The organism is Streptomyces sp. CA-111067, from assembly GCF_050956065.1.
In the GTDB taxonomy this organism is placed as follows: domain Bacteria; phylum Actinomycetota; class Actinomycetes; order Streptomycetales; family Streptomycetaceae; genus Actinacidiphila.
Map to the genome: position 1 here is coordinate 5,711,855 of NZ_CP192103.1, position 25,792 is coordinate 5,737,646.

Sequence of the window (25,792 nt, forward strand, 5' to 3'; positions counted from 1 at the left end):
AACATGTTCAAGCTCGTCGCGGCAGTGAGACCCACCTCACCCCCGCCCCCGTTTGCGTTCGAGCAAGCTCTAACCCATAGCGTCTGCGGTATGACGAACTCCGACCGCTACGACCGGGGCCTTGCCGCCCTCCGCCAGGTGACCGGGACCGAGCGCCCCGCCGTCCTCGACTCGCTCGCCGACATCGCGCCCGACCTGGCCCGCTACACCATCGAGTTCGGCTACGGCGACGTCTGGACCCGGCCGGGGCTCACCCCCAGGCAGCGGCAGCTCGCCACCGTCGCGGCGCTCGCCGCGCTCGGCAACGCCGCGCCGCAGCTGAGGTTCCACATCGACGGCGCGCTGAACGTCGGCGCCACCCGCCGGGAGATCGTGGAGGTCTTCATCCTCAGCAGCGTCTACGCCGGCTTCCCGGCCGCGCTCAACGCGCTGACCGCCGCCCGCGAGGTCTTCGCCGCCCGCCCGCCGGCCGACGGGGACGCCGCCGCCGACGACGTGACCGTCCGGCAGGAGTCACCCGCCGACCGCTACGCGCGCGGCCTCGACGCGCTCCGCGAGGTGGACGGCCCCGGCGGCGTCCAGGTCGCCGCCTCGCTCGACGACATCGCGCCCGACCTCGGCCGCTATCTGATCGAGTGGGTCTTCGGCGACGTCTACACCCGCGACGGCCTCGACCTGGCCACCCGCGAGCTCGCCGTCGTCGCCATGTGCACGGCGAAGGGCACCGCGGCCCCGCAGCTGCGCCTGCACATCGGCGCGTTCCTCAGGGCGGGCGGCACCCGTACCGAGGTGATCGAGGTGATGACCCAGATGGCCGGCTACGCCGGCTTCCCCGCGGCCCTGAACGGCGTGGCGGCCGCCCGCGAGGCGTTCGAGACCCACGCGTCCCACGCCGCCGACGACAACGCCTGACCGGGGCGCCCGGACGACAGGCCCCCGCTCAGACCTTCAGCGGTTCGAGCACCGGCGGCGCCTGCGCCGCCGGGTCGGAGCTCAGCAGCCGCTCGACGTAGTCCGCGGTCTGCTGCCAGCTGCTGACGGCGACGCAGCGTACGCCCATCGCCCTGACCGGGTAGTCGTTGCCGCCCTCGTCCAGCCGGTCGCCGAAGAACAGCAGGTCGTCCAGGCCGACATCGAGGTGGCTCATCAGCTTGCGCATGCCGTAGCCCTTGTCGATGCCCTCGCGCGTCACATCGATCGAGGTGGAGCCGCCGCTGCGGACCTCCAGGCCCGGCAGCCGGGCGGCGGCGTACTCGCGCAGCGCCGCCCGCCTGCCGCCGTCCGGGTCCCAGGCCGCCTTCACCTGGTGCGGGGCCTGCTGGCCGAGGGCGGAGAAGGTCACCTGGCTGCCGCGGTTCTCGATGATCTCGCCCCAGGTCCGCGACTCCCACAGGCCCAGCTCGGTGGCGCCGTCGGTGAGTACCTTGGTGACCAGCGCGATCTCGTCGTCCGACAGCGTCTCGTAGTAGACCTCACGCCAGTCGCCGGACTCCCAGCGCAGATAGCGGGTGCCGCAGGTCGGCATCAGATGCAGCCGGGCGGCCTGCTCGGGCTCCAGCGGGAGCTCGTCGAGCACCTGGGTCTGGAACTGCTGCAACCTGCCGCCGGAGATGATGCACACCTGCGCCTCGGCCAGCAGGGCGGTCAGGCAGCGCGCGATGCGCGGCGAGATCTTGGCCTTGGAGAGGGCGAGGGTGTCGTCCAGGTCGAAGACCACGACACGGGCAGGCAGCATCAGTTCTTTCGGCACGTCGTGATGATAACGACCCGGCCCCGGACACCCGACGGAAGGCCGGGACCGGGGCCGTGAACAGGGCCTGGAGGCGTCTGGATCAGAACCGCCGGGTGATCAAGGCGCGCTTGACCTCCTGGATGGCCTTCGTCACCTCGATGCCGCGCGGGCAGGCGTCCGTGCAGTTGAACGTGGTGCGGCAGCGCCACACGCCGTCCTTGTCGTTCAGGATCTCCAGGCGCTGGGCGCCGCCCTCGTCGCGCGAGTCGAAGATGAAGCGGTGCGCGTTGACGATCGCCGCCGGGCCGAAGTACTGGCCGTCGTTCCAGAACACCGGGCAGGCCGACGTGCAGGCCGCGCACAGGATGCACTTGGTGGTGTCGTCGAAGCGCTCGCGGTCGGCCGCCGACTGGAGGCGCTCGCGGGTCGGCTCGTTGCCGGTGGTGATCAGGAACGGCATCACGTCGCGGTAGGCCTGGAAGAACGGGTCCATGTCGACCACGAGGTCCTTGAGCACGGTCAGGCCCTTGATGGGCTCGATCGTGATCGGCTTCTCCGGGTTGAGGTCCTTGATCAGCGTCTTGCAGGCCAGCCGGTTGCGGCCGTTGATCCGCATCGCGTCCGAGCCGCACACGCCGTGCGCGCACGAGCGGCGGAAGGTCAGCGTGCCGTCGATCTCCCACTTGACCTTGTGCAGCGCGTCCAGGACGCGCTCCTTGGGGTCGATCGGCAGCTGGTAGTCCACCCACTCGGCCTGCGCCGCGACCTCCGGGTTGAACCGGCGGATCCGCAGCGTCACCGTGATCAGGTGCGCGGCACCGCTCTCGGCGGCGTCCAGCGCGGCCGAGTTGTCGTGGTGGTGGCCGTCGCCGCCGTCGTGCTTGTCGAGCGTCGGGGTGCTCATCAGTACTTACGCTCCATCGGCTGGTAGCGGGTCTGCACGACCGGCTTGTAGTCCAGGCGGATCGACTCGGCGCCGGTCGCGTCCACCTCGCGGTAGGCCATCGTGTGCCGCATGAAGTTGACGTCGTCCCGGGTCGGGAAGTCCTCACGGTAGTGGCCGCCGCGCGACTCCTTGCGGGCCAGCGCGGACACCGCCATCACCTCGGCCAGGTCGAGCAGGTTGCCCAGCTCGACGGCCTCCAGCAGGTCGGTGTTGAACCGCAGTCCCTTGTCCTGGATGGACACCCGCAGGTAGCGGTCGCGCAGCTCGCCGATCTTCTCCACCGCGGTCTTGATGGTCTGCTCGGTGCGGAACACCATCACGTTGGCGTCCATGCACTCCTGCAGCTCGGTGCGGATCACCGAGACCCGCTCGCTGCCGTCTGAGTCGCGCAGCCGGGCGATCTGCGCCACGACCCGCTCCTCGGGGTTGTCCGGCAGCGGCACGTAGTCGTTGGCGTGCGCGTACTCGGCGGCGGAGACACCGGAGCGGCGGCCGAAGACGTTGATGTCGAGCAGCGAGTTGGTGCCGAGCCGGTTCGCGCCGTGCACGGACACGCAGGCGACCTCGCCGGCCGCGTACAGACCCGGTACGACGGTGGTGTTGTCGGACAGCACCTCGCCCTGCACGTTGGTCGGAATGCCGCCCATCGCGTAGTGCGCGGTCGGCTGGATCGGGATCGGGTCGGTGTACGGCTCGATGCCCAGGTAGGTGCGGGCGAACTCGGTGATGTCGGGCAGCTTCGCGTCCAGCTGCTCCGGCGGCAGGTGGGTCAGGTCCAGGTAGACGTGGTCGCCGTCCGGGCCGCAGCCGCGTCCCTCGCGGATCTCGGTGTAGATCGCCCGGGAGACCACGTCGCGCGAGGCCAGGTCCTTCATGACCGGCGCGTACTTCTCCATGAAGCGCTCGCCGTCCTTGTTGCGGAGGATGCCGCCCTCACCGCGGGCGCCCTCCGTCAGCAGGATGCCCATCCGCCAGATGCCCGTCGGGTGGAACTGGAAGAACTCCATGTCCTCAAGGGGCAGCCCGCGCCGGTAGACCGCGGCCTGGCCGTCACCGGTCAGGGTGTGCGCGTTGGAGGTCACCTTGAAGAACTTGCCGGTGCCGCCGGACGCGTAGATCACGGCCTTCGCCTGGAAGACGTGGATCTCGCCGGTGGCCAGCTCGTACGCCACCACGCCGGCCGACCGCTGGACGCCGTCCACCTCGGTCAGCAGCTGGTCCAGGACGTAGAACTCGTTGAAGAACTCCACACCCTCCTTGACGCAGTTCTGATAGAGCGTCTGGAGGATCATGTGACCGGTGCGGTCCGCGGCGTAGCAGGCCCGGCGCACGGCGGCCTCGCCGTGGCTGCGGGTGTGGCCGCCGAACCTGCGCTGGTCGATCTTGCCCTCGGGCGTCCGGTTGAACGGCAGGCCCATCTTCTCCAGGTCGAGGACCGCGTCGATGGCCTCCTTCGCCAGGATCTCGGCGGCGTCCTGGTCGACCAGGTAGTCGCCGCCCTTGATCGTGTCGAAGGTGTGCCACTCCCAGTTGTCCTCCTCGACGTTCGCGAGGGCGGCGGCCATGCCGCCCTGGGCGGCGCCGGTGTGGGACCTGGTCGGGTACAGCTTGGTCAGCACGGCGGTGCGGCTGCGCTTGGTCGCCTCGATGGCGGCGCGCATGCCGGCGCCGCCCGCGCCGACGATGACGGTGTCGTACTTGTGGATCTGCATGGGGGTCGCTTCCCTGTCCAGCCCTGGCTCAGTGTTGGCGCTTAGCGGATGTTCGGGTCGAAGGTGAAGATCACCAGCGAGCCGAGCACGATGGTGAACGCCACGGCTGTGAACAGCAGCGTCTTGAGCCAGAAGCGGGTGTTCGCCTGCTCGGCATAGTCGTTGATCACGGTCCGCAGACCGTTGCCGCCGTGCAGCATCGCCAGCCACAGCATGGCCAGGTCCCAGTACTGCCAGAACGGGGACGCCCAGCGGCCGGCCACGAAGGCGAAGCCGACCTTGCTGACGCCGCCGTCGAGCACCAGCTGGATCAGCAGGTGGCCGAGCACCAGCACGACCAGCACCACGCCGGACAGCCGCATGAACAGCCAGCCGTACAGCTCGAAGTTGGTGCCGCCGAACTTCTTGGTGCTCTTGGTGCGGGCCCGCGGCGGCTCGATCACCGGGGCCGGGTTCTGCGGGCTGTACGTGGCGCTGGAGCCGGTCAGCTCCACAGCGTCCGAGATGTCAGTGGCCATGGGTCAGCTCCCGAACAGGACTCGTGCGGCGTGTCCGAGGACCGGATAGATCGCGCCGACCATCAGCAGCACCCACAGGCCGATCACCGTCCACAGCATCTGCTTCTGGTAGCGCGGGCCCTTGGTCCAGTAGTCCACCGCGATGATGCGCAGGCCGTTCAGCGCGTGGAAGAGGATCGCGGCGACGAGGCCGTACTCCAGCAGGCTGACGATCGGGGTCTTGTAGGTCGCGACGACCTTGTCGTAGTCCTCCGGGGAGACCCGTACGAGCGAGGTGTCGAGCACATGGACGAACAGGAAGAAGAAGATGAGGACACCGGTGACTCGATGAGCCACCCACGACCACATGCCTTCCCGGCCGCGGTACAGCGTTCCAGCCGGCACGGAAAATACCCTCCGGGAGTGATCCTGGGGTGCCGGCTGGCGCTGTTCGTCAGCTGTCGGTCACGCCCGGCCGGGTACGGTCCACCGGCCCCGGCCATCGTAGCGACGCGTTATCGGCTGCGTGTCGCGGGGTGGGCCAGGTGTGAGCGATCCCGCACGGTCGGGTGAACCGGGGGCGGTGAATACCGGGAGGCGCTGGGCCGGATGCCCGCCGGTGTCCGCGAGCCGCAGCAGCCGGGCCCGGCAGATCCGGCGCAGTTGCTCCGCGGTGGCCGCCGACTCGGTGTCCTCGTCGTGGCCGAGCCGCTCACGCAGGCTCTCCAGGGTGTGGTTCAGCGCGGCGGCCGGCCCGGCGCCCGGGTCGAGCGCGACGACGAACGCGTGGCCGAACTTCGCCTCGTAGGCGGCGTGCGCGGCGCGCAGCGCGGTGTGGGTGGCCAGGCCCCCGCGGTCGGGCAGCGCGGTGGTGGCCTCGCCGGCCAGCGCCTCGGCCAGGTCGCCGGGCGTCAGGTCGTACGCGGCCTCGTCGCCGGCGGCGAGCAGCGCGGCGACGGTCGGATACGGCCGGTGCGCGGCCATCCGGCGGGCCCAGCGGTGGCTCCCGCAGCAGGCGCGCAGCGCGTCCTCGGCAGCCGACGAGGCGGCCTGGTTGAGCAGATGCAGCCCCTCGGGCGGGGCGTCGCTGGACAGCGGCGGGCTCCTGAAGGCGCGGGCGGCGGGACGGCGGGTCCGGTGGGACGGCGGATCAGCTGACCAGGGGGATCAGCGATCGTCGGGGACGGCGGATCATCAGCGGTGCTGTCACTTTAGAGGCCGGGAATCAGGATCCGGTTGCCCGCTGCGCGAAGATCACCCGTACGGGAGGTTTGAAGCGCGCCCTTGACGAACGGCGGGCCCGGGAACGGGCGTTTCCCGCCGGGCGTGTCGCGGCGGGGGAGTGACGACGGCCGGGGGCCGCCTCCCCCCACAGGAGCGTCCCCGGCCGCCGACTTGTACGGCGTATCCCAACTCAAAAGTGTCACCGCTCCCAATGAGGCAGGATTGGCCGTGTGTTCGACGGGGTGGGGGCAGACGTGGATCTGGAGAACGCGGTCAGCGCGGCACAACGGGGTGACGAGCGGGCCTTCCGGGACGTGTACCGGGCGGTGCAGCCGCAGCTGCTGAACTACGTCCGCAGCCTGGTCGGCCCGGTCGACGCGGAGGACGTCGCCTCCGAGGCGTGGCTGCAGATATCCCGCGACCTGCCCAACTACCGCGGCGGCAGCGGCTCGATCCGCGGCTGGGCGGCCAGGATCGCCCGCAACCGGGCGCTCGACCACATCAGGGCGCGCAGCCGAAGGCCGGTGTCGGGGGCGGGAGTCGACGAGCTGGTCCAGCTCCCCGACCGGGCCGACACCGCGGGCGAGGCGCTCGACGCGGTCGCCACCGACCGGGCACTGGCCGCGATAGCGGCGCTGCCGCGCGAGCAGGCGGAGGCGGTGCTGCTGCGAGTGGTGATGGGCCTGGACTCCACGAGCGCGGCGCGGGTGCTGGGGAAGCGCGCCGGTTCTGTGCGGATGGCCACCCACCGCGGACTGCGCCGGCTGGCCGAACTGCTGGAACTGGAGGAGGCGGCGGCCCAGGACGCGGGCGGGGGAATGGGCGGCCGGTCCGGTGGGGATGCTGACGGGGATGTTGACGCGGTGGCACCTGGTGATGGGAGGGTGCGGCACGCCGATGTGACGTTTTCCGCGGCCGAGGCGCTGTGAGGAAGTGACATGACCGACAACCGACGCCCCGCCCCCGGGACGCCCCGGAACCCGCTCCGGATCCCCGCCCCGCCCGCGGCCGACTGGCTCGACGAGCACACGGCGGAACTGCTGCTGACCCTCACCGCCGCCACCCACCGCCCCTGGCGCCCCCTGCCCCCCGCCGGCCCCCCGACGAACGCGGAGACCGGCGCCGTGACGCGCTCGGCCTTGCCACCCGGCAGCCGGCCGCCCGCGAAGGCGGGCACGGGGGCGGACGAGACCGGGCCGGTTGCGCGGCCCCGCGGTGCGGTTGGTCCCAGCGCGTGGCCCGGCGACGAGTCCGGGTCCCGTGACGGTGCCGGGTCCGGGGCTGGGTCCCGCGACGCGGCTGGGCTCGCGGCCTGGTCCGGCGGCGCGGCCGACTCCGGGGCTGATGCCCGCGGTGCGGTTGGGCCCGGTGCCTGGGCATCCGACGGTGCCGGGTTCGCGGGCTGGGCTCGCGACGCGGGCGGCTTCGGTACCCGGCCCCGTGACGAGGCCGGGGCGGATGTCGTGCCTGTGCTTGCGCCCGGGGCCACGGTGGGGGCCGTGTTGCGGCTCGCGGCGTTGCTTGCCGCTGCTCGGGAAGGGCGTCGGCCGTTGGATCCGGGGCGGGAGGAGGCCGCGCTTGCTGCGTTTCGGGTGGCGGTTGCCGCGCCTCGGCGGGGGCGGGTGCCGCGGTGGCTGCGGCGGGTGCGGGCGGACGGGGCCGCGGTGCGGCCCGGGCGGGTCGCGGCGGTCGCGGCCGCGGTGTCCGTGCTCGCCATGGGCGGGGTCGCGATGGCGATGGCCACCACCGGGCGGCTGCTCCCGCCGGGGCAGGGCGCCGGCGGCGGACCGGTGAACCGGCCGCCCGCCGCCGTCTCCTCCGGCAAGGCCACCTCGGCGCCGCCGCGCCGGCCGGCGACCCCGGCACCTCCGGCGGCCGGCCCGCTGCCGTCGGCCCCGTACCGCGACGGCTGCCGGGCGCAGTCGCGTACCCCGTACTGCGTCCGCGCCTCCCGCGAGGCCACCCCGCACGCCGGGCAGCGGCAGCGGCACCCCGGATCGTGGCCGTACCGGGCGACCGGCCGCCCCAACCCGCCGGGCGCGCCAGGACCGACGGGCCCGACCGGCCCGGGCCGGCTTACCCCGGTCGGCCCCCCGGGCCAGACCGGCCGGTCCGCGCACGCCGGGCCGCGGCCCGGCCGCGCCCCGCACGCGTCCCACCCGCCCGCCGCGAGCAACGGCCAGGCGTCGCACGGCCGTTGGTCGGATGACAGCTCGGGTGACACTTACGCCCGGTGAGCCGCTTAACGAAGTGGGCCGACTGGTCATCGGCCCCTGTGGACTCCGGTTCTCCCCGTATCGGGGTCCGCGCGCAGAGCGCGGCCGGGCGTCATCCCCCTGCCCGGCCGCGCTCGTCACGTCCCACCGGGCGACGGCCGTCTCCGGAACGTCCTGGACGGGCGCGGGAAGGACACCGCAGCCGCAGGCCGCCCGGCCGCCGACGGGACCGTGTGCGGGGTGAGCCGACTGCCGGAGGCGGCGCACCCGCGCGACTCGCGCACGGAACGCCCCCCGCGGAAGGGCGGCCCCGCGCGGAAGCGCCACCCGCGCGGAAGCGCGCCCCGCGGCACCGCCCCGCGCGCAGCGGCCCTCACCAGTAGACGACGACCTTGTCGCCGACCTTGACCTGGTCGAACAGCGCGGCAAGCGCCGCCTTGTCGCGGACGTTGACGCAGCCGTGCGAGGCGCCCGCGTAGCCGCGGGCGGCGAAGTCGGACGAGTAGTGGACGGCCTCGCCGCCGCTGAAGAACATCGCGTAGGGCATCGGCGAGTTGTAGAGCGTCGAGACCCAGTCACGGTGCTTGGACTGCACGTGGAACAGGCCCTCGCGGGTCGGCGTGTACTGCGCGCCGAACCGGACGTCCATCGTCGCCTTCACCTTGCCGTCCACCACCCACGACAGCGTGCGGCTGGTCTTGCTGATGCACATCGCGTGGCCGGTCAGGCAGCGCGGGTCCAGCTTGCCGGCCGGCTGCGCCGTCGCCACCGGGTAGAGCTCCTTGTGGGTGGGCTGGTGGGTCGCCGAGCGGACCTTGGCCCAGGTGGCCGCGCTGACGCTGCCGGTCTCGGCGAGCCCGTGCCGCTCCTGGAAGTCGCTCACCGCGTGCTGCGTCACCGTGCCGTAGTAGCCGGTGGGGCTCTGCCCGAACAGGTGCAACTGGCCCAGCCGGGCCTGGAGTTCGCGGACCTGCGCGCTGGTGTTGCCGAGCGTCATCACGGCCGGGGCGGCCGGCGGCCTGGTGGTCGGGGCCGCGGTCGTCGGCGGCGTGGTGGGCCGCGCGCTGGTGGTCGGCGGGGTGGTGGCGGGCGCGGCCGGGGTGGTCGGCGCGGTGCTGCCGGGAGTGGTCGCCGGCGCGGTCGTCGCCGGAGCCGTCGTGCCGGAACTGCCGGTGCCGCTCGTGCTGCCCGTGCCGGACGGCGTGCCGCCGCTGTCCGCCTTGTCCTGCTGCGGCCCGCACCCGCTCAGCACGGCGACGCCCAGCGCCGCCACGACGGCCGCCGCCGTCACAGCCATCGGAGATCTCCCGCGTCCTGCTCTTCCGCCTCGCATTGCCGTCCCCCGTCAGTCGTCCCTGCCAGGACCCGGTGCGGGTCCCTGTCCACCCCAAGACACTGATTCCCGCCCGCGCGGTTGCGCGAACCCCGGCTCACACTCGGCAACACTGTGAGGAACGTCCCAGCCCGCCGGGCTGCACCGCACGCACGGCCGCCGCTACAGTCCGTGGCGGAACAGGGATGGCCAACGGAGACCACCACCAGCACAGCGGAGGCGTGAAGCATGACGCGCGAGTCGGAATCCGGTCTGCCGATCGAGCCGGTCTACGGGCCCGCGGCGCTGGACGGCTGGGACCCGGCGGCCGAGCTGGGCGAGCCCGGCGCGTTCCCGTACACGCGCGGGGTGTACCCGTCGATGTACACCGGCCGGCCCTGGACGATGCGGCAGTACGCCGGGTTCGGCACCGCGACCGAGTCCAACGCCCGCTACCAGCAGCTCATCGCCAACGGCACGATGGGCCTGTCCGTGGCGTTCGACCTGCCCACCCAGATGGGCCACGACTCCGACGCGGCGATCTCCGGCGGCGAGGTCGGCAAGGTCGGGGTGGCGATCGACTCGATCGAGGACATGCGGGTGCTGTTCGGCGGCATCCCGCTGGACAAGGTCTCCACCTCGATGACGATCAACGCGCCCGCCGCGCTGCTGCTGCTGCTCTACCAACTCGTCGGCGAGGAGCAGGGCGTGCCCGCCGACCAGCTCACCGGCACCATCCAGAACGACGTGCTGAAGGAGTACATCGCCCGCGGTACGTACATCTTCCCGCCGCAGCCGAGCCTGCGGCTGATCGCGGACATCTTCGCGTACTGCCGCACCGAGATCCCGAAGTGGAACACCATCTCGATCTCCGGCTACCACATGGCCGAGGCCGGGGCCTCGCCCGCGCAGGAGATCGCCTTCACGCTGGCCGACGGCATCGAGTACGTACGCACCGCGCTGGCCGCCGGGATGGACGTGGACGACTTCGCGCCGCGGCTGTCGTTCTTCTTCGTGTCGCGCACCACGATCCTGGAGGAGGTCGCCAAGTTCCGTGCCGCGCGCCGGATCTGGGCCCGGGTGATGCGGGAGGAGTTCGGCGCGAAGAACCCCAAGTCGCTGATGCTGCGCTTCCACACCCAGACCGCCGGGGTCCAACTCACCGCGCAGCAGCCCGAGGTGAACCTCGTACGGGTCGCCGTGCAGGGCCTCGCCGCGGTGCTCGGCGGCACGCAGTCGCTGCACACCAACTCCTTCGACGAGGCCATCGCGCTGCCCACCGACAAGTCGGCCCGGCTGGCGCTGCGCACCCAGCAGGTGCTGGCCTACGAGACCGATGTCACCGCCACCGTCGACCCGTTCGCCGGCAGCTACGTGGTGGAGAAGATGACCGACGACGTCGAGGCGGCGGCGCTCGACCTGATGGCGAAGGTCGAGGACCTGGGCGGCGCGGTCGCGGCGATCGAGCACGGCTTCCAGAAGTCGGAGATCGAGCGGAACGCGTACCGGATCGCGCTGGAGACCGACGCGGGGGAGCGGGTGGTGGTCGGCGTCAACCGCTACAAGCTCGACGAGGAGGAGCCGTACGAGCCGCTGCGGGTCGACCCGGCGATCGAGGCGCAGCAGGCGCGGCGCTTGGCCGAGCTGCGGGCCCGCCGCGACCAGGGCGCGGTCGACCAGGCGCTCGCGGAGCTGCGGAAGGCGGCGCAGGGCACGGACAACGTGCTGTACCCGATGAAGGACGCGCTGCGCGCGAGCGCCACGATCGGCGAGGTCTGCAACGCGCTGCGGGAGATCTGGGGGACCTACGTCCCCACCGACGCCTTCTGAACCGCGGACGTGCGCCAGGTCACATGCAGGGTCGCACGCCGGGTTACGGGCCAGGTCACATCAGGTGCAGCTGGACGATCAGCATCGCCACCACCACAGTGAGCGTCCAGCCGAGTACGTGCTCCAGCAGCTGCTTGCGGTCCCTGGGGCCGCCGGTCCCGGTACGGGGGGCGGCCTCGGTGCGGTGCGCGGCGGTGTCGCTCACGGTGTCGTCCTCACGTGACGGAAGGCTGAACGGTCGGCCCCCCGGCCCGACCCACGATGCGGCAGCGCTCCCGCCCCCGTAAAGGGGCAAACCACCCAAGGTGAGCGATGTCACCCCCCTTTTTTTCGGCTCCTCGCCTCGGCCGCTTTAAGCCACTGCCGACGTTCCTCTTCGACGGTCGCTCGTTCCTCGCTCCCTGCTCATCGTCTCTTTCAGCAGCGGCGCGGCCTTCGCCTCGAAGCCGGATCAGAGTGCGGGCACGGTGCGCGTCGCGTACGTGAGGACCTGCTCGCCCAGCAGGCCCTGCAACGTGTCGAGCAGGTCGAGCGCGGCCTGCGCGATCGACTCCGGGCGCTCGCCGGCCCGGGAGCGTTCGAGCACCTCGCGGAACAGCTGCTCCTGCGCCCAGCCGAGCTGCGCCGCCACCAGCCGGGGCAGCCGGTCGCCGGGGGCCGCGCCGGTCTCGGCGGCGAGGGTGGCCGCCAGCGCGTCCACCATCTCGCGGCCTATGGAGTCCAGCCGCACCGCGAGCGTCGGCTCGGCGCGGACCATCTCCAGGAACCGGCCGAAGCCCTCGGTCAGCCCGGTCATCCGGTCGCCGTGCCCCAACTCGCCGCGCAGCGCCCCCAGTACGGCCGCCGCCGCGGATTCGCCGGGCAGCCGGTCGCGGACCATCTCCACCATCCGCTGCGCGGACGCCTCTTGCGGGTAGAAGACCAGGTCTTCCTTCGAAGGGAAGTACGTGTAAACGGTGTTGACCGACACCTCGGCGGTGCGGGCCACTTCGGCGATCGTCACCCGGGCGAAGCCCCGGTCCAGGAAGAGGCCGGTGGCGACCTCCGCGATGTGCCGCCGGGCCTGGCGTCTCTTCTCGTCCCGCAGGCCGACGGCAAGGATCTCCTCCGCGCGGGTGGGCACGCGCAGCCGGCTGTGGGTGATGTCGCTCACGCGCCCATCGTAGGGCAACGCGATGCCCCGGCCGATTTCGGCCGGGGCATCGCCAGGACTCACCAGGAGCCGGTCGCGGCCGGCCTCAGACCCGTACCGGGACCCGGGACAGCAGCCGCTTCAGCCGTGGCGCGAACGGCTTCTCGATCAGCCGGTTCATCAGCCAGGCGAGTACCAGCATCATCAGCACCGTCACCACGAACACCCCGCCCGCGGGCAGGCTGGTGTGGTGGTGCAGCTTGTCGATCGCGACCCAGCCCAGGTGCTCGTGCACCAGGTAGAAGGGGTACGTGAGGGCGCCCGCGGTCGTCAGCCAGCCCCAGTTGATCCGGCTGATCCACGGCACCAGGGTCACCGCGGCGACCGCGATGAAGCCCAGCGCCACGATCGCGATCACGATGGTCGGCGAACGGTGGTGGAAGACGTGCATCTTGGCCGGCGCGACCAGGTCCTGCACCGCGTACCGCTGGCCGAGCAGGAAGCCGACCAGCACCACGCCCCAGGACATGGCGTCGTGGCCGAAGCGGTAGACCAGGTACAGGCCCATGCCGCCGACGAAGAACGGCGCGTAGTTGGGCATCAGCACCAGTTCCAGGAACGCCTGCTTGGAGGAGCCGGCGTAGAGCGCGCCGGCCGTCCACAGCGCGCAGAACACCAGCACCCGCTGCTTGGTCGCGCCCGGCCACACCACGAACAGCGCGAACAGCAGGTAGAACCGCATCTCGGCCCACAGCGTCCAGCACACCCCGAGCACCCGGTCGGCGCCGGCCGGCATCTGCAGCATGGTGAAGTTGGTGACGAAGTCGGTCTGCGAGACGGTCTTGTAGCCGGCGGCCGCGAAGACCGCGGTCACCAGGATGATCGCCGCCCAGTACGCGGGGTAGAGCCGGGTCACCCGGGAGATCGTGAAGTCCTTCAGCGAGCGGCCCCAGCCGCTCAGCGAGATCACGAAGCCGCTGATGATGAAGAAGATCTGCACGCCCAGCGGACCGTAGGAGAACGGCCCGGCCAGGTCGGGGAAGATGTGCTTCGGCGTCTGCCCCCAGGCGTGGGTGATGTCCCCGTCACGGCCGGCGTAGTGGTACATGCAGACCATCAGCGCGGCGATCAGCCGCAGGCCGTCCAGCGCCCGCAGCCGGCGGCGCGGCTGGCCGCTGCTCGGGGCCGGCGGCGGGGTGACCGCCTCGGGCAGCGGCATGGAGCCGGCGTTGTCCTGCGCCGTCGGCATGACCGGTGCTGCGGCGGCGGAACCATCCGGCCCACCCGGCGACTCGCCGATGGGCGCGGGGAGATGCAGACTCATCCCAGTGCGGCTTTCTTGAAGGCGCGGGCGCGACGGGCAACCCGGCGGACGGTTCGGTTGCGCGGTACGAACGCCAGCTTGGCGGGGATGGCACCCGGCAGTCCGAGTGAGGTGAGCCGGCGGCGCTTGAAGTAGGGCCAGGTCTTCGGGCTCAGCTCGTGGGTCAGCCAGGCCACGGTCTCCTCGCGGAGCTCAGGGTAGACCTTGGCCTGCATGCAGTACCCCACCGCGTGCAGCAGCGGGGTGAGTTCGGCCGTCACCCGCTGCGGCGACGGCGGCTGCCAGTCGCGTACCGCGGCGCCGTCGGCGAGGTCGGGGAGCAGCGCGTGCACGATGGTCACCGGCACCCGGTTGCTGTTCTGGTACGGCGAGAGCCGCTCCAGCAGCAGGCCGGTGCCGGCCCGGGCGACCGGGATGCCGTACAGCGCGGAGGCGGTGAGCAGCGCGGTGGAGAAGCAGCCGGCCACCAGCGCGGGCCGGGCCTTCTGGTAGATCACCTCGGCGAGCACCGGAGTGTTCAGTACGGTCAGCCGCACGCCGAGCCGCCGCGCCTCGGCCTGGAGGGGTTCGGTCCAGTAGGCCGGGGCGGTCGGGTGCGGCTTGAAGATCAGTTCCTTGTGGCCGAGGGCGGCGGCGCCGCGTACCAGCGACAGGTGCAGCTCCTCCTCCTCGGCGGCGGTGAGGATGCCGAGCGCCGACAGGTACTGGCCGAGCAGCAGCGCGGCGCCCTGCGGCAGGTCGGCAACGCTGTCACCCGCGGCGTCGGCGGACGCGTCGGCCAGTTCCGCCAGGACCTTGGTGAACTCCTCGGTCGGCACCACCTCCGACGGCACGCCGTACTCGGTGAGCAGCAGCGGGACCAGACCGGAGACCAGGTCCAGGTGCAGCAGCCGGTCGATCCTGGTGTCCACCAGGGTGCCCAGCTTGTTGCGGGTGGGGCCGTAGGACATCAGGCCGTCGGCGTAGACGGTGATCGGCGCTCCGGTGAACATCGCCGCGATGGCGAGGGCCGGTTCGACCTGGATGGATTCGAGCACCAGCTCCACCCGGTCGTCGCCGAGGCCCCACAGCAGCCGCAGGTAGCGCTCCCAGATCGGCACCTCGTCGGCCCGCGGCGCCCAGCCGCTGGGGTGCAGCGGGCTGATCGTCTCGTTCCACGACACCATGTCGTCGAAGCGCGAACGCAGCGCGGAGAAGCCGGGGGCCTCGTCCAGCGGCGGGGTGATCTCCGGGACCGCGGCGTTGTTGCTGACCACCAGGATCCGGCGGTCGGCGTGCGGGAAGGAGCCGGCGTCCACGGCGGCGGCCAGCGTCGCGGCGCCGTACAGCGTGGACGCGACGAAGAGTTGGGTGCGCGCCATCAGGCGACCGCCGTTCCGTCGTTGTCGGTCGCGTCGTCGAGATCGTCGTCGATGCCTGACTCGGCGACCGCGCGGGCGCTGCCCGGCAGCGGCGGCGCGGCGGCGACGACGGGTGCCGGGGCGGCCTCGGTGCCGTCGGCGCGGGCCGGCATCCGCCAGCGCAGCCGGCGGATCCGGGCGCTGCGCTCCAAGTCCATGGTGTCCAGGGCCTCGTTGAGGACGTCCTGCGGCAGCTGGCGCAGCGCGGTGGCGCTCATCGACTTCAGCCGGCGGGCCACCGCGGGCTCGAACCGGTCGATGTTCTTCAGGTGGTGGGCGATGATCGCGCAGTAGGTGCGGACCGCCTTGGGCAGGTAGCGGTCGGCCTCGCGGTCGGTCTTGACCCCGGCGATGACCTCGTCGAAGGCGCGGATGAAGTCCAGTTGGCGGACGTCGCCGATCTGGGTGAGCGAGGTGGCCACCCCGCGCCGGTAGAAGATGCCCATCAGTCCGACGACGGCGAAGGACGACGCCTCGCGGTGCAGCCGCCAGATCCACGGCCGGTCCTCGGCGGTGCGCAGCCCGTGGGTGAAGTGCAGTACCCCGGAGTCCACCAGCCGGCGGTGGTAGACCCCGGCCCAGGCGTACGGGTAGTCCACCGAGGTGGACCGGTCGGCCGGGACGATCGCGTCACGCGGGTTCAGCGGCACCCCGCGGCGGCCGTGCGGCACCCGGATGATGTTGCGGGTCCGCCCGGTGCACTGGACGTGGTCGACCCGGACGAAGTCGGTGTCCAACTCCTCGATGGCGGACACCAGACGGGGCAGGTAGCCCGGCTCGTACCAGTCGTCGCCGTCGAGGAACGTGAGGTATCTGCCGCGAGCTGCGTCGATGCCCGTGTTGCGGGCGGTCGCCAGTCCGCCGTTCTGCTCGTGCCGGACGATGCGCGCTCCGGGCAGCGAGTCGAGACCCTGCTCCAGGAGGCGCGGAGTCTGATCGGTGGACGAGTCGTCCACCAACACGAACTCGAAGTCCGACCGGGCGTTGGTGCGGAGGCTGTGCAGAGTGTCGGGTACGAACTGCTGCACATTGAAAAACGGCACGATAACGGAGAGCTTGACCACTTGCCGTACCTTAGGGGGCCGTCCGTCCTTTCGCCATGCGCTCAGCTTACAACTGGGTAAACGAGCCAGGAAGAAGGACGTCTTCGCGCCTCTCCTGTGACAAGAAACACAGCCGTAACGGATCTTGAAGGATGGTCGTTTTGGGCGGCATACAACCAAGTGGCGGCATTTTGTTTACCCCAGGTTGGCCTGAAGTTAGTACGGCTCACCCGGCGGCTTTCTATCGTCTACACCGTGCCAAAACGTAAGCCCGGCCCCTTGCGGGTCACAGTGATCGCCGACTCGGACACCCGGTGGAAGTGGGGCGCGCTGACCGCGCGCCGGATCGACCCGGACTGCCGGCTCGACGCCCGCCTGCTGCGCGGCCGGGCCACCCCCACTCCGCGCCAGCTGGCCGAACTCGGTATCCCCGCCGACTCCATGGAGGAGGCCACCGCCGCGGAGATCCTCTCCTCGGTCAACACCGACACCTGCGACGTGGTGGTCGTCTCCTGCGTCGGCGGCACCGTGCAGGCGATGCTGCACGGGCTGTCCAGGGCCTGGGAGCACGACGCCGAGCGCCCGGTGGTCGTCACCGGCTACGTCGGGGTGGTCTACGAGAAGCTGGCCGACGGCCTGCTGCTGCGGGCCGGCGCCGACGTCGTGCTGGCCAACAGCGGTGACGACGCCCGCCGGTTCGCGGAGGTGTTCTCCGGCGTCGGGCACCCGACCGGCAGCATCGTGGAGACGGCGCTGCCCTTCCTCGGCGGCGACCCGTACCAGCCGGACGACCAGCGGCCGTTCACCGTCACCTTCGCCGTGCAGCCGTCGGTGCCCGAGAGCCGCAAGGACCGGCTGCACGTGCTGCGCAGGACCGTCGACCACGCCCGCCGGCACCCCGAGCGCGAGGTGCTGGTCAAGCTGCGAAGCAAGCCCGGCGAGCACACCACGCACATCGAGGAGAACCCGTACCAGAAGCTGGTCGCCTCGCTCGATCCGCCGGACAACGTCAAGCTCGTCTACGGCAACATGGCCGAGGTGCTCGACCGCACCGACCTGCTGGTCACGGTCAGCTCCACGGCGGCGCTCGAATCGCTGCACCGCGGCATCCCGACCGCGATCCTCACCGACATGGGCATCCGCGAGGCGCTGGGCAACCACCACTTCCTCGGCTCCGGCTGCTACGCGTCCTGGGACGAACTGGACGACGGGCACCTGCCGATGGCCGATCCGGACTGGACCGCCTCGCACGGCGTGGCCGGCAGCGAGCCCTACGCGGCGCTGCGGGCCCGGGTCCGGGAACTGCTCGACCGCACCGAGCTGCCCGCGCTCGCGCCCTATTACACTGTTCGAACCGCCCCCGGATATCTGCCCGGAGTCCTGGCCCGCCACGGTCTCGACCCCAAGGGGGAACCGATCGGCGGCTTCGCTCCCCGCGAACCCGGCCCGGTCCGGAAGGCGGTTCGCGACCTCGTACGGAACTCCGCCCGCACCGCATACCGCCAGGGCGTCCAGCGTGTAGCCCCCGCCATCAGGCGCTGGGGCCAGCTGTGACATCAGGGCCGGCTGCTCCGGCGGAAGACAAGGCACCGCCAAAGCCGCCGGTGCCCGCACTGACAGGAGCCACCACATGACCGAGACGGCCGCAAGAGCCGCCGCCACCGAGACCCAGCCACGCGTGCTCGCCGTCATCCCGGCGCGCGGCGGTTCCAAGGGCGTGCCCGGCAAGAACCTGGCGCCGGTCGGCGGGGTGCCGCTGGTCGCCAGGGCGGTACGGGCCTGCGAGGGCGCCCGCCGGGTGACCGCGGTCGTGGTCTCCACCGACGACCCGTCGATCGCCGAGGTCGCCAGGTCGGCCGGCGCCGAAGTGGTGCTGCGCCCGGTCGCGATCGCCGGCGACACCGCGACCAGCGAGGCCGCGGTGCTGCACGCGATGGACGCGCACGAGGCGATGACCGGCGAGAGCGCCGAGGTGGTGCTGCTGGTGCAGTGCACCAGCCCGTTCATCACCAGCGAGGAGATCGACGGCGTGGTCGCCGCGATCACCGAGGACGGCGCCGACACCGCGCACACCGTCACCCCGTTCCACGGCTTCGTCTGGCGCGCCGACGCCACCGCCGCGGGCGGCGGTTACGGCGTGAATCATGACAAGTCCACCCGGCCGCGCCGCCAGGACCGGCCGCAGGACCTGCTGGAGACCGGCGCCGCCTACGGCTTCCGCGCCGACGGCTTCCGGGCCGCCATGCACCGGTTCTTCGGCCGCACCGCGCTGGTGCACACCGACCCCGCGCGGGTGCTGGAGATCGACGAGCCCGCCGATCTGCACCGGGCCCGCGCGCTGGCGCCGCTGCTGGACGCGGCCGCCGCCACCCCCACCCGCGACGACATCGACGCGGTGGTACTCGACTTCGACGGCACCCAGACCGACGACCGGGTGCAGATCGACTCCGACGGACACGAGTTCGTCACCGTGCACCGCGGTGACGGACTCGGCATCGCGGCACTGCGCCGTGCCGGACTCCCCGTCCTCATCCTGTCCACCGAGACCAACACGGTCGTTGCCGCACGAGCCCGTAAGCTTCAGGTTCCCGTGCTGCACGGCATCGACCGCAAGGACCTCGCGCTCAAGCAGTGGTGCGAGGAGAACGGCATCGCGCCGGAGCGGGTGCTCTACGCGGGCAACGACGTCAACGACCTGCCGTGCTTCGGCCTGGTCGGCTGGCCCGTCGCCGTTGCCGGAGCTCATGACGTCGTACGGGCCGCCGCCCGTGCGGTCACCACGTCCCACGGCGGCCACGGGGCGATCCGCGAGATCGCCGCCTGGCTGCTCGGTCCCACGCTCGCCCGTTGAGCACTCCCCCCGAATCAGTCCCGAACCATTAAGGAACACCCCCGTGACGACTTCTCTCCCCGCCAACCTCCGTCCCGTCGGCTCCCGGCACATCGGTAACGGACAGCCCGTCTACGTCACCGGCGAGATCGGCATCAACCACAACGGCGAGCTGGAGAACGCGTTCGCTCTGATCGACGCGGCCGTGGCCGCGGGCTGCGACGCGGTCAAGTTCCAGAAGCGCACCCCGGAGATCTGCACCCCGCGCGACCAGTGGGACATCGAGCGCGACACCCCCTGGGGCCGGATGACGTACATCGACTACCGGCACCGCGTGGAGTTCGACGAGGACGGCTACCGCGCCATCGACGAGTACTGCCGCAAGCGCGGCATCGACTGGTTCGCCTCCCCGTGGGACGTCCCGTCGGTGGAGTTCCTGGAGAAGTTCAACGTCCCGGTGTACAAGGTCGCCTCGGCCAGCCTCACCGACGACGAGCTGCTGCAGGCGCTGCGCGCCACCGGCCGCACCGTGGTGCTGTCCACCGGCATGTCGACCATGAAGCAGATCCGGCACGCGGTCGAGGTGCTCGGCAGCGACAACATCGTGATGTGCCACGCCACTTCGACCTACCCGGCGAAGAACGAAGAGCTCAACCTGCGGATGATCAACACCCTGCAGTCCGAGTTCCCGAACGTGCCGATCGGCTACTCCGGCCACGAGGTCGGCCTGCAGACCACGCTCGCCGCGGTCGCGCTCGGCGCCGTCTTCGTGGAGCGGCACATCACCCTCGACCGCGCGATGTGGGGCTCCGACCAGGCCGCGTCCGTGGAGTCGCAGGGCCTGGAGCGCCTGGTGCGCGACATCCGGATCATCGAGGCCGCGCTCGGCGACGGCGTCAAGAAGGTCTACGACGGCGAGCTCGGCCCGATGAAGAAGCTCCGCCGGGTGCCCGGTGTGATCGCCGAGGCCGAGGCCGCCGAGGCGGCGCAGGCCGGTTCCGAAGCCGCGTCGGTCTGACACCGGCGGGCGGCGGAGATCAACCGGGCATGACGAGGACAGGGAAGAGGGGAACCGGAGTGACCGGTAAGCCCGCGCTCGTGACAGGTCCGCACCCCGTTTCGGGGAAGGGCACCGTCGCGCTCGTCGAGTCACCCGTCCAGCTCCTCAACGTCCTGGAGTGGGCGCATGTGCGCCCGCCGGAGATTCCCGCCGCCCGTGACAACCACGGCGGTACGGACGACGGTTCCACCACCGGGGCGGCCCAGCCGCTCACGGTGGTGGTGCTGTCGCCGACCGACCCCACCAGCCGCGGCCAGCTCCGCCGGATGGCCGAACTCGCCCGCGACGAGGGCGTGCTGATCCGCTGGTGCGACGCGCGCGAGCGGCGCGGCGGCCTGCTGCGCACCGCCGTCTCGCTGGCGCCGCTGCTGGTGCGGGTACGGCACCTGGTGATCGGCGACCCGTTCTCCCGGTTCGTGCAGGTGCTGCTGCCGCTGTGCCGGGCCAAGGAGCTCACGGTGGTGGACGACGGCACCGCCACCATGGAGTTCACCGAGATCCTGACCCGCGGCGGCCGGCTGGTGCGCTGGCACCGCAGCGGGCGCCGCCGGACCCCGGCGGACGCGGCCTTCGGGCTGTTCGCGTCGGCCGCCCGCCGCCGGCTCACCCCGCACAGGCGCCGCCGGATCGAGCTGTTCAGCGCGATGCCGGCCACCCCGCCGGCCGGGATGGCGCTGCGCACCAACCGGTTCGCCTGGACCCGCAGCCGGTTCGGGCCGCCCACCGTGCTGGCCGGCACCGACCTGATCGGCACCTCGCTGGTGGAGACCGGCGTGGTCGACCCCGACCGCTACCTGACCGTGGTCAGCGAGCTGGCCAGGCAGCACGGCGCCACCCGGTACTTCGCGCACCGCAGGGAGGCCGAGGCCAAGCTGCACCTGCTGGCCACCACGACCGGCCTGGAGATCGTCCGCCCCGACCTGCCGCTCGAACTCGTCGCCCGTCGCGGCCCGACCGGCAAGACCGTGCTGTCCTTCCCCTCCACGGTGGTGCACACCCTGCCGCTGGCGCTGGCCGGCACCGGGATCGGCATCGTGGTGGTGGACATCGACCCGCAGTGGCTGACCGCCGCGGCCAGCCCGCGCGCGCACACCTTCCTCACCGGCATCACCGACACTGCCCGCGACCTGCACGGACTGTCCACTCCGGAGGCGGAGTCGCCGAGTCCGGCCTGACGGCCGCCCAGTTGTCAGGACCGCGCGCCGAACCGAGCGCGCGGTCCCGTTCGTTCCCCGGCTACGCGGCCGTCACCGGGTGATCATGTTCATGGGGTTGGGTGCGGGGATGGCGGGCAGTTTAAGCGGACCGGCGCGAGTGGCCGTCGTCACGAGCGGTGCTCTGGACGGCGACTCCCGCGCGCTCCGGGTGGCCGTCGCCGCCGGACGGGCCGGCTACCAGGTGACGTTGATCGGCCGGCCGCCGGCCGAGGTGGTGCTGCCCGGCGTGGACATCCACCCGGTGAGCGTGCCCGACGTGCTCGGCGGACACCGGCTCAGGAGGCCCCGTCCGGGCCTGAGATGGCCGCTCGCCTACCGCAGCGCCACCGCCCATGACCACCGCACCGTGCAACTGGCCGCCCGGCGCGCGCTGCTGGTCACCCGCGGCGCCGAACTCGCCCTGGTGCACCGCCCGTTGCCGCTGCGCGCGCTGGCCCGCTGCGGCTACGCGCTGGCCTGGGCCCGGCACGGGACCAGGACCGGCTGGACCCGGGCGCGGGCCGCGCAGTACCAGGCCGCGGTCCGCCGCCGGCGCAGCCCCGGCGGCCGGATCGACAACCTCAGCACGGCACTTGCCCGGCTGCTGCTCGGCCGCCGCGCCTGGCGCCGGCTCGACCCCGGGCTGCTGGACGAGGAGGTGGTCTACGGCCCGGTGCTCGACGCGGTCAGGCCGCACCTCATCCACGCCCTGGGCCACCGGGCGCTCGGCGTGGCGATCAGGGCGGCGCTGCGCGCCGAGGGCGACGGCCACCGGATCGAGGTGGTGTGGGACGCGCCGCCGCGCACCCCGGCGGGTTCCCGCCGGGAGGCGGTGGCCGCCGAGGCGCACGAGCGGACCTTCGCCCGCGAGGCCGACGGCGTCGTCACCGTCGGCAAGCGGCTGGCCAGGGAGCTGCGGGCCAGGCACCGGCTGGCCGCGACCCCGGCGGTGGTGCGCAACGCGCCGCCGCTGACCGACCCGGCGGGCCCCGCGCACCCCGACGGGGTACGGGCCCGCTGCCGGCTGGCCGCCGACGTGCCGCTGCTGGTGCACACCGGGCCGGTCACCGCCGACCGCGGCCCGGCCACCGTGATCGAGGCGCTGCCCAAGCTCTACGACCTGCACGCGGCCTTCGTGGTGCCCGACCCGGCCGATCCGCGGGTGGCCGAACTGCGGCAGCGGGCCGCGGAGTTGGGCGTGCAGGGCAGGCTGCACGTGCTGGGGTACGTACCGGTCGGCGAGATCCCGGCGTTCCTGGCTTCGGCCGACATCGGGGTGCTGCCGGTGCACCAACTGCCGCACCACCAGACCGTGCTGGCCACCCGTTACTTCGAATTCGCGCACGCCAGGCTGCCGGTGGTGGTCAGCGACGTGCGGGCGATGGCCGCGGCCACCCTGGAGCTCGGCAACGGCGAGGTGTTCAGGGCCGCCGACACCGCCGACTTCGTCCGCGCGGTCGGCGCGGTGCTCACCAACCCGCGGCGCTACCGCAAGGCTTACGACCGGGTGGAGGTGCTGCGCGAGCGGTCCTGGGAGAAGGAGTCGCTGCCGCTGCTCGACCTGTACGCGCGGCTCCTCGGCCCGCGCCCGGCCGTGATCCTCGCGGGCCCCTCGGACGCGGCGGCCGCTGCCTCGCCGCAGACGGCTCGTTGAACCGTACAACCACCTGAATCGCACAGCCGTCCGCCACCTGCCCAAAAGGGCAGACTTACCCGTACAGCCCCGGGGGTATGCGCCGATCGGGCGACATCTTGTTGCCTCATCGCACCTTATTTTTTCGATCACGCCGGAGGAGCCGGTCATGGGGCCTACCCTGACTGAGGTGAACGACTCACCCGCAGCGCCGTCCGGCACGCTGCCCCCCTCGCTGTCCGTGGAACTGCGCGCCGAGCTGACCGCCTTCCGCCGCGATCTGCACCGCCACCCGGAGACGGCCCGCAAGGAGTTCCGCACCACCGAGCAGGTCAAGGCCCGCCTGGAACAGGCCGGCCTCACCCCCCGGGTGCTGCCCGGCGGCACCGGCCTGGTCTGCGACATCGGCGCCGACGACCCGGCCCGCGGCCGGCTGGCGCTGCGCGCCGACCTGGACGCGCTGCCGGTGCCCGACACCAAGACCGTGGAGTACCGCTCCACCGTGCCCGGCACCGCGCACGCCTGCGGCCACGACGTGCACACCACCGTCGTGCTCGGCACCGGCCTGGTGCTGGCGGAGCTCGACCGGGCCGGCCGGCTGCCGCGCCCGGTGCGGCTGCTCTTCCAGGCCGCCGAGGAGGTCATGCCCGGCGGCGCGCTCGACGCGATCAAGGCCGGGGTGCTGGACGGGGTGGAACGTATCCTCGCCGTGCACTGCGACCCCAAGGTCGAGGTCGGCAGGATCGGGCTCCGGCAGGGCCCGATCACCTCGGCCGCCGACCGGCTGCTGCTCACCCTGGACGGCCCCGGCGGCCACAGCGCCCGCCCGCACCTGACCACCGACCTGGTGATGGCCACCGCCAAGCTGGCCTCGGAACTGCCGCTGGTGCTGACCCGGCGGGCCGACCCGCGCTCCGGGCTGAGCCTGGTGTGGGGCAGGATCCAGTCGGGCCACGCGGCCAACGTGATCCCGCAGCACGCCGAACTGGAGGGCACCGTCCGCTGCCTGGACCTGGCGTCCTGGCACGACGCCCCCGACCTGGTGCACGAGGTGATCGACCAGGTCGCCGCGATGTACCGGGCCAAGTGTGAGATCACCTACCAGCGCGGGGTGCCGCCGGTGGTCAACGAGGCCGTCTCCGTCGAGCTGCTGCGGGACGCGATGGCCGGCTGCTTCGGGCTGCACGCGGTGGAGGACACCGAACAGAGCCTGGGCGGCGAGGACTTCTCCTGGTACCTGGAGAAGGTCCCCGGTGCGCTCGCCCGGCTCGGCGTCCGTCCGGAGGGCGACACCGCCAAGCGGGATCTGCACCAGGGCGACTTCGACGTGGACGAGGGCGCGATCGGGGTCGGCGTGGAGCTCTTCACGGCGGCTGTGCTGCTGTCCTGACACCCGGTGAACCCCCGGCTACGGGGGTTTCACCTGGCGGAAATGCGTCGATCCGATAACAGGTCTTCATTCGGTCTTTACCTGACATCTACGCGCGTTAAGCTCCGGGCTTAGCCAGCGCCGGTCGGGGCGCTCCAAGTTGAAGGGGACCCTCTTGCGCCGGGTATCCAAGATCGCTGCCGCGGGCGTGGTGTCCGCGGCTCTCGCGCTGACCGCGACCGCGTGCGGCAGCAGCAGTTCCTCCGGCGGCGGCAAGGACAAGGGCATCGGCATGGCCTTTGACGTCGGCGGCCGTGGTGACCACTCCTTCAACGACTCCGCCGCCCGCGGCATGGACAAGGCGAAGACCGAGTTCAAGATCGGCTCCAAGGAGCAGACCGCCGCCAACGGCGAGACCGAGTCCGACCGTGAGACCCGGCTCGACCAGCTCGCCGGCGCCGGCTACAACCCGGTCGTCGCCGTCGGCTACACCTACGGCGACGCCGTCACCAAGATAGCCAAGAAGTACCCGAAGACCACCTTCGGCATCGTCGACTCCGTGGTGGCCGCGCCCAACGTGGACAGCATGACGTTCGCCACCGAGCAGAGCTCGTACCTCGCCGGTGTCGCGGCGGCGCTGAAGACCAAGACCAACAAGGTCGGCTTCATCGGCGGTGTGCACAACACCCTGATCGGCACCTTCCAGGCCGGCTTCGACCAGGGCGTGAAGGCGACCAACCCGTCCATCCAGGTCACCGACCAGTATCTGTACGACACCGACCCGCGCGGCTTCAACGACCCGGCGGCCGCCACCGGCAAGGCCAAGGGCATGCTGGACAAGGGCGTCGACGTGATCTACACCGCCGCCGGCCTGTCCGGTGACGGCTCGATCCAGACCGTCGGCGGCAAGCCCGGCACCTGGGCGATCGGTGTGGACTCCGACCAGCACGAGGACCCGGCGCTCGCCAAGTACAAGAACCAGATCCTCACCTCGGCCGTGAAGAACGTCGACGTCGCCGTCTACGACCTGATCAAGTCCGTCCACGACGGCAAGGCCAAGACCGGCACCAACGCCTACAACCTGGCCAACAACGGTGTCTCGCTGGCCACCTCGGGCGGCTTCCTGACCGACATCCAGGCCAAGATCGACGAGGCCAAGCAGAAGATCGTCTCGGGTTCGATCAAGGTCAGCTCCACTCCGTGACCCGTGCCGCGCGCCGGGTCGGCCCGGCGCGCGGACGCAGGTGACATCCAGGCTCGGCGGGGGAACGCTTCGGCAGCCCCGCCGGGCCTTCATCACTGTGCGGATCGGAGTGTGCGGATCGTGTCGCGGCGT

General features: G+C 71.9%; 23 protein-coding genes. 11 read left to right on the forward strand and 12 right to left on the reverse strand.

All coding sequences use genetic code 11. The annotated features are described in order from the left end of the window. Nucleotides 1–90 precede the first annotated feature (90 nt). On the forward strand, nucleotides 91–912 hold the full coding sequence (locus ACQPW6_RS25185) for a carboxymuconolactone decarboxylase family protein (RefSeq protein WP_433891943.1): 822 nt from the start codon (nucleotides 91–93) through the stop codon (nucleotides 910–912). A 28-nt stretch (nucleotides 913–940) separates the two neighbouring features. On the opposite strand, the gene ACQPW6_RS25190 is transcribed toward ACQPW6_RS25185, so the two are convergent. The 6 genes from ACQPW6_RS25190 to ACQPW6_RS25215 all read right to left on the reverse strand — a co-directional run bounded on the left by ACQPW6_RS25190 (nucleotide 941) and on the right by ACQPW6_RS25215 (nucleotide 5,955). Beyond that, nucleotides 941–1,750, reverse strand: a complete 810-nt coding sequence (locus ACQPW6_RS25190) for an HAD-IIB family hydrolase (protein WP_433891944.1) — start codon at nucleotides 1,748–1,750, stop codon at nucleotides 941–943. A gap of 82 nt (nucleotides 1,751–1,832) precedes the next feature. Beyond that, the gene (locus ACQPW6_RS25195) at nucleotides 1,833–2,636 is read right to left on the reverse strand and encodes a succinate dehydrogenase iron-sulfur subunit (protein WP_433891945.1); all 804 of its coding nucleotides are present in this window, start codon (nucleotides 2,634–2,636) and stop codon (nucleotides 1,833–1,835) included. Continuing rightward, nucleotides 2,636–4,390 carry a succinate dehydrogenase flavoprotein subunit gene (sdhA, locus tag ACQPW6_RS25200; protein WP_433891946.1) on the reverse strand — a complete coding sequence of 585 codons (1,755 nt, stop codon included), beginning with the start codon at nucleotides 4,388–4,390 and terminating at the stop codon, nucleotides 2,636–2,638. The genes ACQPW6_RS25195 and sdhA overlap by 1 nt, the downstream gene beginning before the upstream one ends. A 41-nt stretch (nucleotides 4,391–4,431) precedes the next feature. After that, nucleotides 4,432–4,908 (reverse strand): succinate dehydrogenase hydrophobic membrane anchor subunit, encoded by a 477-nt coding sequence (locus tag ACQPW6_RS25205; RefSeq protein ID WP_433891947.1) that lies wholly within the window; start codon nucleotides 4,906–4,908, stop codon nucleotides 4,432–4,434. A 3-nt stretch (nucleotides 4,909–4,911) separates the two neighbouring features. Beyond that, nucleotides 4,912–5,292: a succinate dehydrogenase, cytochrome b556 subunit gene (gene sdhC / locus ACQPW6_RS25210; RefSeq protein ID WP_433891948.1), complete on the reverse strand. Its 381-nt coding sequence runs from the start codon at nucleotides 5,290–5,292 to the stop codon at nucleotides 4,912–4,914. Nucleotides 5,293–5,352: 60 nt separating this feature from the next. Further along, nucleotides 5,353–5,955, reverse strand: a complete 603-nt coding sequence (locus ACQPW6_RS25215) for a 2-oxo-4-hydroxy-4-carboxy-5-ureidoimidazoline decarboxylase (protein WP_433894651.1) — start codon at nucleotides 5,953–5,955, stop codon at nucleotides 5,353–5,355. Nucleotides 5,956–6,341: 386 nt separating this feature from the next. Between ACQPW6_RS25215 and ACQPW6_RS25220 the strand changes: the two genes are divergently transcribed. Further along, nucleotides 6,342–7,040: an RNA polymerase sigma factor gene (locus ACQPW6_RS25220; RefSeq protein ID WP_433891949.1), complete on the forward strand. Its 699-nt coding sequence runs from the start codon at nucleotides 6,342–6,344 to the stop codon at nucleotides 7,038–7,040. 714 nt (nucleotides 7,041–7,754) lie between these two features. Continuing rightward, complete coding sequence (locus ACQPW6_RS25225; RefSeq protein ID WP_433891950.1) at nucleotides 7,755–8,348, forward strand: hypothetical protein; 594 nt, start codon at nucleotides 7,755–7,757, stop codon at nucleotides 8,346–8,348. 352 nt (nucleotides 8,349–8,700) lie between these two features. Here the strand turns inward: ACQPW6_RS25225 and ACQPW6_RS25230 are convergent, their stop codons facing one another. Further along, nucleotides 8,701–9,624 carry a L,D-transpeptidase family protein gene (locus tag ACQPW6_RS25230; protein WP_433891951.1) on the reverse strand — a complete coding sequence of 308 codons (924 nt, stop codon included), beginning with the start codon at nucleotides 9,622–9,624 and terminating at the stop codon, nucleotides 8,701–8,703. Nucleotides 9,625–9,888: 264 nt separating this feature from the next. Between ACQPW6_RS25230 and ACQPW6_RS25235 the strand changes: the two genes are divergently transcribed. Beyond that, nucleotides 9,889–11,469: an acyl-CoA mutase large subunit family protein gene (locus tag ACQPW6_RS25235; RefSeq protein ID WP_433891952.1), complete on the forward strand. Its 1,581-nt coding sequence runs from the start codon at nucleotides 9,889–9,891 to the stop codon at nucleotides 11,467–11,469. 55 nt (nucleotides 11,470–11,524) lie between these two features. Here the strand turns inward: ACQPW6_RS25235 and ACQPW6_RS25240 are convergent, their stop codons facing one another. The 5 genes from ACQPW6_RS25240 to ACQPW6_RS25260 all read right to left on the reverse strand — a co-directional run bounded on the left by ACQPW6_RS25240 (nucleotide 11,525) and on the right by ACQPW6_RS25260 (nucleotide 16,389). Next, nucleotides 11,525–11,674, reverse strand: coding sequence for an SCO1431 family membrane protein (locus tag ACQPW6_RS25240; RefSeq protein WP_433891953.1), 150 nt, complete (start codon nucleotides 11,672–11,674; stop codon nucleotides 11,525–11,527). A 246-nt stretch (nucleotides 11,675–11,920) separates the two neighbouring features. Continuing rightward, complete coding sequence (locus tag ACQPW6_RS25245) at nucleotides 11,921–12,622, reverse strand: TetR/AcrR family transcriptional regulator (RefSeq protein WP_433891954.1); 702 nt, start codon at nucleotides 12,620–12,622, stop codon at nucleotides 11,921–11,923. Between the two features lie 85 nt (nucleotides 12,623–12,707). Further along, nucleotides 12,708–13,925, reverse strand: coding sequence for an acyltransferase family protein (locus ACQPW6_RS25250; RefSeq protein WP_433891955.1), 1,218 nt, complete (start codon nucleotides 13,923–13,925; stop codon nucleotides 12,708–12,710). Beyond that, entirely contained in the window at nucleotides 13,922–15,286 is a 1,365-nt protein-coding gene (locus tag ACQPW6_RS25255; RefSeq protein ID WP_433891956.1) for a polysialyltransferase family glycosyltransferase, read from the reverse strand. The genes ACQPW6_RS25250 and ACQPW6_RS25255 overlap by 4 nt, the downstream gene beginning before the upstream one ends. Then, complete coding sequence (locus ACQPW6_RS25260) at nucleotides 15,286–16,389, reverse strand: glycosyltransferase family 2 protein (protein WP_433891957.1); 1,104 nt, start codon at nucleotides 16,387–16,389, stop codon at nucleotides 15,286–15,288. Before ACQPW6_RS25260 ends, ACQPW6_RS25255 begins: the two co-directional genes overlap by 1 nt. A gap of 234 nt (nucleotides 16,390–16,623) precedes the next feature. Here ACQPW6_RS25260 and ACQPW6_RS25265 point away from each other — a divergent pair, with 234 nt between their 5' ends. From ACQPW6_RS25265 to ACQPW6_RS25295, 7 genes are all read left to right on the forward strand, one after another. Then, on the forward strand, nucleotides 16,624–17,922 hold the full coding sequence (locus ACQPW6_RS25265) for a DUF6716 putative glycosyltransferase (protein WP_433891958.1): 1,299 nt from the start codon (nucleotides 16,624–16,626) through the stop codon (nucleotides 17,920–17,922). A 76-nt stretch (nucleotides 17,923–17,998) separates the two neighbouring features. Next, complete coding sequence (locus ACQPW6_RS25270; RefSeq protein WP_433891959.1) at nucleotides 17,999–19,219, forward strand: cytidylyltransferase domain-containing protein; 1,221 nt, start codon at nucleotides 17,999–18,001, stop codon at nucleotides 19,217–19,219. 43 nt (nucleotides 19,220–19,262) lie between these two features. After that, nucleotides 19,263–20,216, forward strand: a complete 954-nt coding sequence (locus ACQPW6_RS25275) for an N-acetylneuraminate synthase family protein (RefSeq protein WP_433891960.1) — start codon at nucleotides 19,263–19,265, stop codon at nucleotides 20,214–20,216. 59 nt (nucleotides 20,217–20,275) lie between these two features. Continuing rightward, nucleotides 20,276–21,433 (forward strand): hypothetical protein, encoded by a 1,158-nt coding sequence (locus ACQPW6_RS25280; RefSeq protein ID WP_433891961.1) that lies wholly within the window; start codon nucleotides 20,276–20,278, stop codon nucleotides 21,431–21,433. 139 nt (nucleotides 21,434–21,572) lie between these two features. Further along, nucleotides 21,573–23,108 (forward strand): glycosyltransferase, encoded by a 1,536-nt coding sequence (locus ACQPW6_RS25285; RefSeq protein ID WP_433891962.1) that lies wholly within the window; start codon nucleotides 21,573–21,575, stop codon nucleotides 23,106–23,108. Between the two features lie 148 nt (nucleotides 23,109–23,256). Continuing rightward, nucleotides 23,257–24,477, forward strand: coding sequence for an amidohydrolase (locus ACQPW6_RS25290; protein WP_433891963.1), 1,221 nt, complete (start codon nucleotides 23,257–23,259; stop codon nucleotides 24,475–24,477). Nucleotides 24,478–24,631: 154 nt separating this feature from the next. Beyond that, the gene (locus tag ACQPW6_RS25295; protein WP_433891964.1) at nucleotides 24,632–25,660 is read left to right on the forward strand and encodes a BMP family lipoprotein; all 1,029 of its coding nucleotides are present in this window, start codon (nucleotides 24,632–24,634) and stop codon (nucleotides 25,658–25,660) included. The last annotated feature ends 132 nt before the right edge of the window (nucleotides 25,661–25,792 follow it).